Annotated in this window: 13 protein-coding genes, 3 tRNA genes and 2 rRNA genes (1 of these 18 running past the window's edge); 13 read left to right on the forward strand and 5 right to left on the reverse strand. The window is 43.4% G+C overall.

Features of this window, described 5'->3' with window-relative positions; translation table 11 throughout:
• From IGI96_RS10715 to IGI96_RS10730, 4 genes are all read left to right on the forward strand, one after another.
• Positions 1-5 (forward strand): 23S ribosomal RNA (locus tag IGI96_RS10715); it begins 2,910 nt to the left of the window's first position.
• A gap of 81 nt (positions 6-86) precedes the next feature.
• Positions 87-202 (forward strand): 5S ribosomal RNA (gene rrf / locus IGI96_RS10720).
• An 11-nt stretch (positions 203-213) separates the two neighbouring features.
• Positions 214-287: transfer RNA gene (locus tag IGI96_RS10725), tRNA-Asn, on the forward strand.
• A gap of 168 nt (positions 288-455) precedes the next feature.
• A complete protein-coding gene (locus IGI96_RS10730; RefSeq protein ID WP_086339165.1) occupies positions 456-1,106 on the forward strand; it encodes an HAD hydrolase-like protein in 651 nt (216 codons plus the stop codon).
• 48 nt (positions 1,107-1,154) lie between these two features.
• Here the strand turns inward: IGI96_RS10730 and IGI96_RS10735 are convergent, their stop codons facing one another.
• A complete protein-coding gene (locus IGI96_RS10735; RefSeq protein WP_015509034.1) occupies positions 1,155-1,511 on the reverse strand; it encodes an iron-sulfur cluster biosynthesis family protein in 357 nt (118 codons plus the stop codon).
• Between the two features lie 392 nt (positions 1,512-1,903).
• On the opposite strand from IGI96_RS10735, the gene IGI96_RS10740 reads away from it, so the two are divergent.
• Positions 1,904-2,338 (forward strand): universal stress protein, encoded by a 435-nt coding sequence (locus IGI96_RS10740; protein ID WP_005225130.1) that lies wholly within the window; start codon positions 1,904-1,906, stop codon positions 2,336-2,338.
• Positions 2,339-2,976: 638 nt separating this feature from the next.
• Complete coding sequence (locus tag IGI96_RS10745; protein WP_086339166.1) at positions 2,977-3,216, forward strand: hypothetical protein; 240 nt, start codon at positions 2,977-2,979, stop codon at positions 3,214-3,216.
• Positions 3,217-3,310: 94 nt separating this feature from the next.
• Here the strand turns inward: IGI96_RS10745 and IGI96_RS10750 are convergent.
• Positions 3,311-3,383: transfer RNA gene (locus IGI96_RS10750), tRNA-Thr, on the reverse strand.
• Between the two features lie 194 nt (positions 3,384-3,577).
• Here IGI96_RS10750 and IGI96_RS10755 point away from each other — a divergent pair.
• Positions 3,578-3,651 (forward strand) — tRNA-Asn (locus IGI96_RS10755).
• A gap of 90 nt (positions 3,652-3,741) precedes the next feature.
• On the opposite strand, the gene IGI96_RS10760 is transcribed toward IGI96_RS10755, so the two are convergent.
• Together IGI96_RS10760 and IGI96_RS10765 are read right to left on the reverse strand one after the other, a co-directional pair.
• On the reverse strand, positions 3,742-5,130 hold the full coding sequence (locus tag IGI96_RS10760) for a hypothetical protein (protein ID WP_438785109.1): 1,389 nt from the start codon (positions 5,128-5,130) through the stop codon (positions 3,742-3,744).
• Positions 5,127-5,516, reverse strand: a complete 390-nt coding sequence (locus IGI96_RS10765) for a GntR family transcriptional regulator (protein ID WP_005225133.1) — start codon at positions 5,514-5,516, stop codon at positions 5,127-5,129. Before IGI96_RS10765 ends, IGI96_RS10760 begins: the two co-directional genes overlap by 4 nt.
• Before the next feature lie 163 nt (positions 5,517-5,679).
• On the opposite strand from IGI96_RS10765, the gene IGI96_RS10770 reads away from it, so the two are divergent.
• The 6 genes from IGI96_RS10770 to IGI96_RS10795 all read left to right on the forward strand — a co-directional run bounded on the left by IGI96_RS10770 (position 5,680) and on the right by IGI96_RS10795 (position 12,437).
• Positions 5,680-6,696 (forward strand): acyltransferase family protein, encoded by a 1,017-nt coding sequence (locus IGI96_RS10770; RefSeq protein WP_086339168.1) that lies wholly within the window; start codon positions 5,680-5,682, stop codon positions 6,694-6,696.
• 119 nt (positions 6,697-6,815) lie between these two features.
• Positions 6,816-8,144, forward strand: coding sequence for an aminopeptidase C (locus tag IGI96_RS10775; RefSeq protein WP_005225135.1), 1,329 nt, complete (start codon positions 6,816-6,818; stop codon positions 8,142-8,144).
• Positions 8,145-8,489: 345 nt separating this feature from the next.
• Entirely contained in the window at positions 8,490-9,878 is a 1,389-nt protein-coding gene (locus IGI96_RS10780; protein ID WP_010747447.1) for an L-cystine transporter, read from the forward strand.
• Between the two features lie 158 nt (positions 9,879-10,036).
• Entirely contained in the window at positions 10,037-10,816 is a 780-nt protein-coding gene (locus IGI96_RS10785; protein ID WP_010747448.1) for a tyrosine-protein phosphatase, read from the forward strand.
• A gap of 16 nt (positions 10,817-10,832) precedes the next feature.
• The gene (locus IGI96_RS10790) at positions 10,833-11,663 is read left to right on the forward strand and encodes a fructosamine kinase family protein (RefSeq protein ID WP_086339169.1); all 831 of its coding nucleotides are present in this window, start codon (positions 10,833-10,835) and stop codon (positions 11,661-11,663) included.
• 15 nt (positions 11,664-11,678) lie between these two features.
• On the forward strand, positions 11,679-12,437 hold the full coding sequence (locus tag IGI96_RS10795; protein ID WP_086339170.1) for an acyl-ACP thioesterase domain-containing protein: 759 nt from the start codon (positions 11,679-11,681) through the stop codon (positions 12,435-12,437).
• Positions 12,438-12,487: 50 nt separating this feature from the next.
• Here IGI96_RS10795 and IGI96_RS10800 read toward each other — a convergent pair whose 3' ends face one another.
• On the reverse strand, positions 12,488-13,456 hold the full coding sequence (locus IGI96_RS10800; RefSeq protein ID WP_005225140.1) for an asparaginase: 969 nt from the start codon (positions 13,454-13,456) through the stop codon (positions 12,488-12,490).
• Between the last annotated feature and the right edge of the window lie 43 nt (positions 13,457-13,499).

The raw sequence follows: 13,499 nt of genomic DNA on the forward strand, positions 1-13,499 counted from the left end.
ACCAAAAAGAAAAAAGCACGTAAACTCGTAGAGTTTTGATTTCTTCGATCCAGTTTTGAGTGAGCAAAACTTACTCAATTGAATAGTGTGGTGGCGATAGCAAGAAGGATACACCTGTAACCATGCCGAACACAGAAGTTAAGCTTCTTAGCGCCGATTGTAGTGAAGGGTTTCCCTTTGTGAGAGTAGGACGTCGCCACGCATTTCAATTTTTCCGGCATAGCTCAGTTGGTAGTAGCGCATGACTGTTAATCATGATGTCGTAGGTTCGAGTCCTACTGCCGGAGTTGCTTGATAGCATCTGCTATCTTTTTTTTTACATAAAATGACAAAAACAAAGACGTTGCCTTTGATGGGGCAGCGTCTTTTTTATTTAGATGAGATCAGAACGAAAAGGAAGAAGTGTTGCTTGTCCTGCTGTTTTTTTCTATACTATTAGAAAAGGAGACGATGGCGTGAGAAAGAAAGTACTTTTTGATTTAGATGGAACGATCATTGATTCGAGTGAAGGAATCTATGGATCGATTCAATATGCGATGGAAAAAATGGGAAAAGAGCAATTAGCGCAAGACGTACTGCGGAGCTTTGTGGGGCCGCCTTTGATTGAATCCTTCCGTGGCTTGGGCTTCGATGAAGCTGCTGCCCAGCAAGCCGTTGCCTTCTACCGGGAAAATTATCGTCAAGCGGGTATGTTTCAAGTCCAACCATATCCGTTGATCGAAGAAACATTGCAGGAGCTGGCGCAGGATCACGATTTGTATATCGCTACGTCGAAACCAGAAGTTTTTGCAAAAGAGATCCTGACCCATCTCAAGTATGATGGCTATTTCAAAGGAATCTATGGGGCGGATCTCGAGAATAAACGTGGGGAAAAAGCGGCCGTTATCCGCTACGCGTTAACTGAGATCGAAAAGGAGCAAAAAGCGCAGCAAACCATCATGATCGGCGACCGTGAGCATGATATTTTAGGGGCAAAAGAAAACCAGTTACCGGCAATCGGCGTTTTATATGGTTTTGGGTCAAAAGAAGAATTGCTTGATGCTGGTGCGATCGCTTTAGTCGCTGAGACACAAGAACTCTTAGCGTTGATTCCAGATTCATTATAGAGAAAAAGAGCTGACAAGCACCTTACAAGGCGTTTGTCAGCTCTTTAGTTACGCATTCGTTTGTTTCAACTGTGGAGAGGATTCCAATAAAAGATTGGTATCCAAATAGCCGCTTTCGTTTTTCAAAATCAAAGTTCCTGAAGTTGGGTGAACATCTAGAATCAGATGACCAGTCAAGAACATTTGATCATAGGTTGATGTAAAGAAAGTAAACTGATTGCTTGAGACTAACTCATTGTATGGGTCTAACGGTTCGTCGATCGGTGTGATCAAAAAACGTTCGCCGATCATACAGCATCCAGCTGCTGAAGAAAATTGGTTCGATCCGTCATTACTCGTCAAAATATATAAGTCGTGTCCTTCTGGAAAGCGAGCAGCGGCAGTAGGGGTAATATGTAAGTCCATTTTGCATGATCTCCTTTTTGAAACGAGTGAGCAGCAAGCTGTTTCGTTTCGATAATTGTTGATAAACCAAGTGTATCACTCCTCTTAGGGATGTGACAGCAACTTGCTTTTCAACAAACCAAGCTTAAAGTTTTAGCAAGAAAAAGGCGATAATACCGATTATCAGCAAGAAAAGCCCTAAGTACAAGAGCACAGTGACCGCAGCCTGGAAAAAAGAGCGCATTTCTTTCACCTCGAATCATTCCTCTCTTTATTTTACTGTATAATCACGGAGACAAGTAAGAAACTTCACAAATCTTAAAGGAAGTTTTAGGTCTCTTAAGAGTAGACCTTGTCCTTTTTTGTAACGCTTCCATTTTTTATGGTAAAATAAAGAAAAGGAGGCGATTTGGATGTTACGTAATTGTCAAAATGTACTTGTTGCCTTGGATGGGTCGGATCAGTCAGAAAAAGCGTTCCAAGAAGCACTCGCGATTTGTCGTATGAACAAAGCCAAATTGTATGTCCTCTCTGTTATCAACAATGCTGAGTTATCCACAAGTGCCTATGCTTTTGCAAAAATTTTTGACCAAGAAAAATTGCGTGTGGAAACGGACATGTTGAAAAAAATCTATGATGCCAATCAGCATGGGGTAGAAGATGTTGAGGTAATCGTTGAAGTCGGCGATCCAAAACGCTTTATCATTCATGCAGCAACAGAATTGTACCCGATTGATTTGATCATTATCGGTGCAACTGGTAAAGGCACATTGACCCGAGCTGTCGTAGGCTCAACCACCGATTATGTCGTCAATCATTCGAAATGTACGGTGTTGGTCGTGAAGTAAAAATTTAAATTAAACGGAAACAGTATGTTATTTTTTAATTCAGCATAAAGCGTATCCTTTTAAAAAATTTAGTGTAGTTGAAAAAACCGCTCTCTTAGCTTTAGGAGAGTGGGTTTTTTGTGGTAAAAAAGATGTGTCTAAAATTGAGCTGTGAGCACCGATTGGAAAACCCGTTTTGTTCGTTTTGTAAGAAAAAATTTATTTAAATTTATAAAAATTGACTATTAGAAGAGATAGTTTGTTACACTTTTAATAAGCAAAGGCTGTAGGAAAAGTATTTGAGAGAGGGGCTGATAATTTATCGACTTTACAGAATGCAGCAGAATACAATCGAATATTGTTGGAAAGGAGAAATAAATGATGAAAAAGATTTTTAAAATTTTAATGATCATGTTTGTTATTTTTATAGTAATTATTTTTCTGCCTACTATTATACTTTTCATAATTAAATAGAAAGAAGGCATTTGAAATGAATTGGTTAAATTGAATTGAACCTTCACCCCGTGGTAATTGTTCAAGTTTGACTTGCGGAATTAAACCTTGTATTTCAGATTCTTGTTTAAATAATGAGGGACATTGAGAGGATGTTGGAATAAATCTTGTTATATCAATTTTAAACAATAAAAAAGGAGAATGAAATGAAGCGTGTTGCAGAAAACTATTTAGTTGTTTTTTCGATTCTTTTGCTGATTATATGGCTAGGCTTGATCCAAGTAAAAGAATATTCGCAAGAAGCAGCCCTGTCGATCATTTACTTTATTAATCTATATACGCTCTTGTTTAAATTTAAAGATACAGCGAAAATGATGAAAGCAGTTGTATCGGTCCTACTATTGGGTTTTACGATCTTATTTCTTTTGTATATCGCAGGAAATTAGGGGCGTACGAATGATTAAGTTCAGAAATTATCGCTATATTTTGGGAATTAGATGCACAAAAAAAGACAACGTCCGACAAACGTTGTCCTACCAAAGCCACTTGACGGGCTTGAACCGTCGACCTCATCCTTACCATGGATGCGCTCTACCAACTGAGCTAAAGCGGCGTGTTATTTAACACAAGATATAGAATACCGTAAAGGCGCTGCTTTGTCAATGAGATTTTCGGATATTTCTTGAGAAAAACACTTTGCGGGAAGGGAAGTTTCTAAAAGGGGATTTTCTTGAAAAAAAGGAACAAAAAATTGATTTTTGCTCTTGCTAAATTATCTGACTATTTGGTATAGTACAGATAGATTCTTCCGGCATAGCTCAGTTGGTAGTAGCGCATGACTGTTAATCATGATGTCGTAGGTTCGAGTCCTACTGCCGGAGTATCAAAAACGACCTTCGTTTCGGAAGGTCGTTTTTTTGGTTGTGGATAGCCTGGGGATAATGGGTTCCCCAGGTTTTTCTCCAGAACACTCACTCCGCTGAGGAAATCTTCTGTACTAGTTCTTCGTATAAATCCGTCGTTTCGGCGGCTTTTTTATTTGTGTAAAAAACGGTGGGGCCATCTTTGGTGGTGACTTTTAAAATAGGTGTCGAGTTTATGTCCACGAACATTCTGGCAGGATCACCAGCAACGGTAAATTTACCAATTTGGTAACTGGCGGTTCCTACACCCATGGTACGAACACGAGGCGATGGCAAAGCTTCGATCAATTCCACCGTCTCTATATCTGCCAAAGAGACCGTTGTTTTCCCAGTCATTGGTGCATCGAAGGTGACTTCTTGTCCTTGCACTTCACCGGTAATCGCATCAGGAGCGAAATCTAAGCGATACATCGGAATGATGGTACCGACCATTAATACAAGTAAGAAGACAGCGGTGATATCTGAGACGATTTGTCCGCTACGTTTGCCTAGATTGATGCCGATATTCATCCCAACACGGTCAGGAACAAACAGTCGCGCATCATTAGGATTGATGTAAAAACCATATCGCCAGTAAGCATCTTCACCATAATAGCGCGGTTGTCCTGCTGGTTCTAAGAGCTGATCTTGTTTTTTACGTAGATCTAGCAACAAGAAGAAGGTAAAGACGATCAAGAAAACAACCAAAACAACAAAGAGCACTAAGAGGATAGTACTGAATGCTCCAGTAGCGGACATGGATGCCAGCGGGACAGTCAACAAGAGCAGCGTAATGGTACAAGTGACAGCGATCAATAAGGACCAATAGCGCTTTGTTAAATCATTGATGTGCTGGTCGATAGCTGAATCACCGCTGATTCCGCGAACGGGTAAGCGGCTGATGATCACCCAGAGATAGACGAACAGCGCAAAAATTGCTAAGGAGACGCCGCCCATCAAGTATACTGTAGAAAGATCAGGCAACTGCCATGCTTGGTACAAACTGATCATCAACAAAATCCCCGCAGGAACGAGGCTATACCACGGCAGCATCCGTTTATTTTTGGCTTGAACGAGTTTTGTATCGATCCGAATCGGATCGATAGGTAGTTCCCATCCTTTGGCAAGGATCAATTGCCGCATTTTTCCAATGTAATGCACTTGCACCAGGTAAGCTGTCCCCAGCAAAGCGGCCATATAAAGCCAGAACAGGGTAAGGATGATGGAGTCAGATAAATTGAACAAAAAAAGGAGACTTGCTACACTAAATATACCAACGATTTGTAAGATACGCTTGCGAAATTCTGTGATCAAGCTGTGGACGCTAGGATCATCCAGATGCTCAGGGGCAAGGGTATTTTCGAGTAAAACATTTTTGTGGGGTTTACTGATCAAGCGTAAACCAAATGCGGTCGTCCCACAGAGGACAAGAGCAATAATGAAAAAAAGATAGGTCATTTGCATTCATTCCTTTCAGGAAATTGGTCCAGCAGTTGTTGAACATCCGTTAAAAGCGCTTGCTTGCTTTTGCCGTGTAAGAGAGCGGTTGCTAGCTGCAGCTGCAAGTTTTGGCGATACTCCGCTTCTTGTCCAGAAGTAAACGGTGGTGGTGCGGCAACGGCGGTTCCTTTACGGCGATCCGTGACTAACAAGCCTTCTTCTTTGAGGGAATTGTAGGCTTTTGAGATCGTCATGGTATTGATGCCGATCTCTTCGGCTAATTGACGGACGGATGGTAGCAATTCGCCAGCGGATAAATCGCCTTTTGCGATACCGACAATGATCTGTTCCCGCAACTGCTGGTAGATCGGTTGGTTGCTTTGAGTTTGAATATCAAATATCATCGAAGACAGCTCCTTTGTATTATATATATTAATACAAAGTATACAAAATAGCAACTGGTAATCAAATGAACAAGAATCGTTAGGAAAAAGTAAATAGCTTGTTACAGTTCTGTTTCATGGATCAGGTATCCTTTGACAGATACAACTTAGAGGAGGAACTTTTATGAGCCAATCGCAAAGAACGGCTTACTTTGATAATGCAAAATTTTTACTGATGATCTTGGTCGTCTTCAGTCACTTACTACAGCCTTTTATCGGCGATCAGAAGTTTTATCATGACCTATATTATTTTATCTTCACTTTCCATATGCCAGCTTTTGTTTTTCTGGCTGGGTACTTTGCCAAACCGTTGACGAAGGGACACAAGCTTCGTGAGCTGATGAAAAAGTTCTTGCTGCCTTATGTCTTCTTTCAGGTGTTTTACACCGTCTATTACTGGTTGATCGGTCTACGGGAGTCGTTAAAAATCCAACTGTTGAATCCGCAATGGGCACTTTGGTTTTTGCTTAGCATGTTCTTTTGGCAGCTCTCCTTGTTGGTCTTTCAAAAAATGTCCAAAAAGCAGGCGATCTTGCTGAGTATCGGCTTGAGCATCTTCGCTGGCTACGTGCCGTTTTTAAATCAAGTGTTGACCTTGCAGCGGACCTTTGTCTTTTTGCCGTTTTTCATCATCGGGTTTTATTTTCCCAAAAATGAGATGCGCTTTTTATTGAAACCAAAGATTCGGACTATCAGTTTGCTTTTCTTACCGATCATCTACACCTTTATCGCGTTTTTTCATGGGATGAACAAGTACATGGTTTTTGGTTCCAAGCCTTATGACGATTACTTGAGCTATCCGTTGTTCGGCGGTCCCTTGCGTGCGGTCTTTTTCGTGATCGGGCTGATGGGGATCATCGGCTTTCTGAGCCTCGTGCCTAGAGAGCACCTCTTTTTTACGAAGTGGGGCAAAAACACCCTGCTGGTCTATCTTTTACAGGGGATCTTCATCAAGGGCTTGCGGGCATTAGCGATTACCGACTTGAACCTGTCGGTATTAGGCTTTGTGACGTTGGTGTTAGCCAGTGTTTTACTGACGATCTTGCTAGCCAGTCGCCCGATCCGCTTCCTTTATGCACGATTTGAACGAGGACTATCCTTTGTTTTACTTGGCTTTTTGCTTTTGATGCTAACTCTTTAAATCCTTGATACGAGCAACCGCTCTTAGAAAGATGATCCTTTCATTTTTCTAGGAGCGGTTGTTATTTGAGAGGCAGAGGCGTAAAATGGAAGGAACGGAAAGTGAAAGGATGAAGAAATATGTCAGAAATTTCAAAAAAGACCACCGCTGCCTTTGCGCAAGCGTATCAAGACAATAATAAACAAACGGCACTACAACGGAGTGTTGTGAAAAATGGGATCACCGCTTCTGCGGAAAACGTGTCAGCAAAAGTCAACAATGTGCCAGTTTTTTCAGTTGATGTGACAACCGGGAAAGTCTCAAACCAAAAACAATCAGGCCGCTGCTGGATGTTTGCCGCATTGAATACATTCCGTCATAAGATGCTGAATGATTTCAATTTAAAAGAATTTGAATTGTCGCAAAACCATACCTTCTTTTGGGACAAATACGAAAAAGCCAACTATTTCTATGAAAATATTTTAGCAACTGCTAACGAGCCTTTAACAAGTCGCAAAGTTGCTTTCTTATTGCAAACACCACAACAAGATGGTGGGCAATGGGACATGATCGTTTCGATTTTCCAAAAATATGGTGTCGTACCAAAAACGGTCATGCCAGAAAGCAGCAACTCTTCCAATTCTCGTGACCTAAACAATTACTTGAACAAAAAACTGCGTAAAGATGCGGTTGCTTTGCGTCAGCTAGTGGCTGAAGGCAAAACAGCTGAAGACATCCAAACAGCCAAAGAAGCGATGTTGGAAGACATTTATCGTTTCTTAGCGACTTCTTTAGGCACACCGCCAGAAACCTTTGATTTTGAATACCGTGATGAAGACAAAAACTATCACATTGATCGCAACTTAACACCGCAAAGCTTTTATGAAAAATATGTCGGGGTGGACCTTGACGATTATGTCAGCATCATCAACGCACCAACTGCCGACAAGCCTTACAATCAATCGTATACCGTAGAAATGCTAGGCAACGTGGTTGGCGGCAAAGAAGTCAAATACTTGAACGTCGATATGCCGACCTTCAAAAAATTAGCGATCGCTCAATTGGAACAAGGGGAGTCCGTGTGGTTCGGTTGTGATGTCGGTCAATCTTCTACCAGAGATACTGGGATCATGGCATTAGATGCGTATGATATCAACGACCTATTTGACATCGACTTTACGATGACCAAAGCAGAACGCTTAGATTTTGGCGAAAGCTTAATGACCCACGCGATGGTCTTGACTGGCGTTGACTTGATCGACGGCGAATCAACCAAATGGAAAGTCGAAAACAGCTGGGGTGAAAAAGTCGGAACGAATGGCTTCTTCGTTATGAGCGATGCGTGGATGGATGAATACACCTATCAAATCGTGGTTCGCAAAGAGTTCCTGACAGCAGAACAATTGGCTGCCTTTGAAGCAGAACCAACAGTCTTAGCACCTTGGGACCCAATGGGTGCTTTAGCGTAAGACAGCAATTTCTAATGATTGCCTGAATATTCTCTGAAATTTTTCAAAAAGTCGAAATGAAAAAATAACGAACCAGTTCCCGCAATCCAACCGTTAGGAAAGTAGAAATCCTAACAGTGTGGGGTTGCGGCAACGGTTCTTTTTTTATTTTCTGACAAAAAAGCGGTACCATCCCAGAAAAGTGGGAACTTATTTATTGTAAGATGAAGCAAACTTCTTTAAAATGGAATAGTCACTAATGATGCCACACGTCTCATTAGAGTGAACTGTTGAAGAATGGTCACTGGGAACCTTTACTTCCTCTGACAGACTTTGTCATGTTTATTGAACAAAAGGAGGATTCAAATGACAAATCTGTTAACTATTATTGTTGTTCTACTTTTTGCTGCCCTTATTTATGGGTTCTACTTATTGCAAAAACGTCACGTGAAGTTTTCTACGCGGGTCTTTGCGGCGTTGTTCGTCGGGATCGTTTTTGGTGGCGTGCTGCAGCTGATTTTTGGGACAGGCTCTGACGTTGTCACGCAAGCTCTTGACTGGATCACGATGGTCGGTAGCGGCTATGTAGCTCTCTTGCAAATGCTGATCATGCCCTTGATCTTCGTTTCGATCGTTGGTGCTTTCACCAAGATGAAAGAAAGCGAAAAAATCAAGAAGATCAGTTTTACGGTTCTTGCGACTTTGCTAGGGACAACGGCGATCGCTGCCTTGATCGGGATCGTGATGGTCATGGTCTTTGGTCTTGACGGTGCCAGCTTTACCGAAGGGGCAACGGAAACAGCGCGGATCGCAGAATTAGCGGAACGTTCGACACAAGTCCAAGACCTATCGATTCCACAACAAATCGTTTCCTTCATCCCAAGCAATGTCTTCGCCGACTTTGCGGGTACTCGTTCGACAAGTACGATCGGGGTCGTGATTTTCTCAGCCTTTGTTGGGATCGCCTTTCTTGGTGTCAAACGTAAATCACCGAAAGAAGCGGAAACTTTTGCGAATTTGATGGACAGCTTATATAAAATCGTGATGCGTATCGTCACGTTAGTTTTGCGCCTGACACCTTATGGCGTTTTGGCATTGATGACAAACGTATTAGCTTCAAGTGATTTTGAAGCCATCTTGAACTTAGGCAAATTTATCATCGCCTCTTATGCGGCTTTGATTTTGGTCTTACTCGTTCATTCATTATTGCTGATCGCTGTTCGGGTCAATCCAGTAACGTATTTCAAAAAGGCCTTTCCAGTCTTGAGCTTTGCCTTTACTTCTCGTTCAAGTGCGGGAGCCTTGCCATTGAACATCGAAACCCAAACCAAAGCGTTAGGTGTTGATGAAGCCACGGCTAACTTTGCAGGCAGCTTTGGGTTATCGATTGGTCAAAACGGCTGTGCGGGTGTGTATCCAGCGATGTTGGCAACGATCGTTGCACCAACGGTTGGGATCAATGTCTTTGATTGGCAGTTTATCCTGCTGCTAGTTGCAGTAGTTACGATCAGCTCATTCGGCGTTGCTGGTGTCGGCGGTGGGGCAACCTTTGCTTCATTGATCGTCTTAGGCTCAATGAACTTGCCGATCGCCATCGTAGGCTTAGTTATTTCTGTTGAACCATTGATCGATATGGCACGGACACTCGTTAATGTCAGCGACAGTATGGTTGCAGGAATGGTGACCAGCAGTCGTATCAACGAACTGGATCGTTCGATCTTAGATGATTCTGCCGCCGTGATCGAAGCCGAATAGAAACGTTTTGTAACAAGCGAAAGCAAAGAAAGACTGCGTGTGGTCTTTTTTTTTTTTGTCCGTTAAAGCTCAGCTCATAGAAAAATCTAGGTTTCAGTGCCCTTAATAGCGAAGTTTCTGCTATACTTTTAACTAGAACATCGCGGGAGGGATAAGCAATGACACAATTGATTCAACTAGAACGAGCAGCAAACGTCAGAGAACTTGGCGGCTATCAAACGACAAACGGCACGACGATCAAACGAAAAAAATTGATCCGCAGTGCGGCGATCAATGAATTGACTGCTTCAGATCAAGCAGTACTGGCAAACTATGGGGTCAATCAGGTCATTGATTTTCGCTCTATCGCTGAAGCCAATGCACAGCCTGATCGACCAATCGCCACAGCAAAGCAGCTTTTTTTACCTATTTTTAAAGAAGACGAAACGATGGTTTCCTTGTCGCCAGAAAGCTTGAAGCAGCGCTTGGAAGATGGGGAAGATGCCGAAGAGCAGATGAAAAAAGTCTACCGTCACTTTGTTGAAAGCGACTATGCCCGCCAACAATATCGGCAGTTTTTTGATCATGTGATCGCCAATGCGGAAGGCGAAGGTGCAACCTTGTTCCACTGTACCGCTGGCAAAGATCGCACAGGCTTTGGCGCCTTTTTATTGCTGCATGTGTTGGCGGTGGCACCAACGACGATCAAAGAAGATTATTTAGCGACCAATCGCTATTTAGCGCCAATGCTAAAAGAAAAATTTGCCCCAATGACCCAGCATTTGCCGCAAGAGCTGTTAACGGCGATCACGGTTTTGATGAGTGCCAAAGAGAGTTTTCTTGATGAAAGCTTGGCTGCGATCGATCAGCATTTCGGTTCGGTTGATCAGTATCTCCTGCAGGGACTAGGGGTGACGAAAGAAGAGCAAGCGTATTTGAATGCCCAACTGACTGAGTAAAGAAAGGGAGATCCGTATGGAGGAAGCATTGTTCGCAGCAATCGGGATGACCGGCTCGCTGACGCCCATCAGTGGTGGGGATGTCAATCAAACGTATCGTTTCACTACAGCAGAAAATCGCTATTTTTTAAAAACTCATCCTCATGTTTCATCGGTGTTCTTTCAAGCAGAGATCAACGGCTTAGCTGAATTAGCCCCTTTCGTGCGGGTGCCAAAAATCGAACATATCGGTCAGACTGAAGAGAGGGCATTTTTATTGATGGAATGGATCGATGGTGGGGAAGGACAGCAGCGACGCTTAGGTCAAAGCTTGGCTCGGCTTCATCAGCAGACGCAGGAGTCTTTTGGGTTTTACGAAGACAATTACATCGGCTTTTTGCCGCAAGTCAATCCGAAAACCACCGATTGGCTTGATTTTTACACAGTCTGCCGTTTGGATGTGCAAGTCGAATTAGCGAAGCTGGGTAACCGCTGGCATGCCAAACGGGAAGCTGCTTATCTGCGTTTGAAAGAATTTTTGCATGAAAATTGGCGTGATCGCAGCGTCACACCTGCTTTATTACACGGTGATTTTTGGCGGGGGAATGTGCTGTTCGATCAGCAAGGAGAACCAGTGTTTCTTGATCCAGCAGTCGCTTATGGGGATCGAGAAATGGATATTGCGATGTCCCAGCTCTTCGGTGGTTTTCGTCAGGAATTTTTGGAAGGCTATCAAGAAGTCTATCCATTAGATGAGGATTGGCAAGAGCGACTGCCAGTGTATCAATTGTATTATTTATTGGTCCATTTGAATCAGTTTGGCGAAAGCTATGGACCAAGTGTCGATGAAATATTGAGTCGTTTTTAGGAGGCAATTAGAACTATGGCAGCAAAGTATCAAACCACGCATGAAGTGGCGTATTATGAATGTGATGTCAACCAAACGATGACGTTTCCAGCCATGCTAGGCATCGCCATCAAGACATCAGAAGAACAAAGTGCGGCGTTAAACCGCGGACCAGAAGTCATCGCTAGTTATGGCTTGACCTGGATCATCACCAGCTATCACATAACGGTGACTCGTTTGCCGCGCGTAGGGGAGCAGATCCAAGTGGCGACCCAGGCGAGAGAATACAATAAATTTTTCTGCTACCGTTACTTCTGGTTATTGGCAGAAGACGGAACGGAACTGGTCAAAATCGAGGCGGTTTTTGCGTTAATGGACCCTGAGACGCGCAAAGTCAGCAGTGTACCAGATGAGATCGTGGCGCCTTTTGGCAGTGAAAAAATCAAGCGAATCAAACGCTACCCGAAGATCACCCCTATCACGCAAGGACAATTTTTGCCGTATCGAGTGCGTTTCTACGATATTGATAGCAATCAGCATGTCAACAATGCCATGTATTTCAATTGGCTGATGGACGTCTTAGGCTATGAGTTTTTAACAAAACATGAAGTGACACAAGTGACGATCCGTTTTGATCGGGAAGTGGCTTACGGCCATTTGATCGAAAGCCATTTTCAAATCAATGAGAAGACAGTCGATGAAGCCGGCGGGGCTGTGCCGCTGCAAACGATCCACGAGATCAAGATCGGTGAGGATACTTACTGCGAAGCCATCTTTACTTGGCGAGAAAAATAAAACAACCCTTTTGCCTCCATTAGCGGAATGGCAAAAGGGTTTTTGTTTGGTTAATTCTCCATGAAATCAGGCAGTTCATCCATGGTCAACCCACGGTTTTTCGCTATCAGCAATTTGATGCGGGCTTTTTGGCTATTGATGCTATTGCAGAAAATCACCCCAAGAGCTTGCAATTCGATCCCGCCGCCTAAGTAGTCATAGACCGGCTCGGCAACGCCGTTGAAGCAGCGAGAAACTAAGACGACTGGAATGTTTCTAGCGATCAGTTTTTTCAAAGGCTCTATGGTCTGCGGCGGCAGATTGCCAGCGCCTAAAGCTTCGATCACTAGTCCATCGATCAGCGAGTCGGCTAAAGCATCGAACAATTCCCCAGTCATTCCCGCATAGGCTTTGACGATCGGAAACAGACCATCGACACGATCAACATCCAAATGGCGGTTATTTAACAGCTCTTGCATGAACAAGATACGGTGCTTTGTGACTAAGCCGATCGGACCTAATGTCGGGGTGCGGAATGTCGCAATATTGGTGGTGTGGGTCTTCGTAACATAACGTGCGGAATGGATCTCATCGTTCATCACGACTAAGACGCCTTTTCCTAAGGCATCAGGTGATTTCGCCACCCGAATCGCACTTTCAAAGTTATAAAGTCCGTCACTGCCGATTTCATTACTTGAGCGCATGGCGCCAGTCACCACGATCGGTAACTGACCGCCGATTGTGGTATCTAAAAAGAAGGCTGTTTCTTCCAGCGTATCGGTTCCGTGAGTGATCACGACCCCATCGACACCGCTTAAATGCGCCAGCTGGATACGTTCTTTCAGCTGCAGCATTTCTTTTGGGGTCATATGAGGACTGGGAATATTAAAAATGTCTTCGACGATCAATTCAACATCGTCATCAATGTGGATCGGTGCATCCATCAGCGGATTGCTGACATCAGGGCTGACGCCGCCTGTCAGGGTGTCTTCTTTCATGGCGATGGTGCCGCCAGTGTGCAACACGAGAATTCGTTTCATTTTTTCATCACCTGCAATGATTTATTTACTCTTAACTCAAAAC

It is taken from the genome of Enterococcus sp. DIV0421, from assembly GCF_051713745.1.
In the GTDB taxonomy this organism is placed as follows: Bacteria; Bacillota; Bacilli; order Lactobacillales; family Enterococcaceae; genus Enterococcus_D; species Enterococcus_D casseliflavus.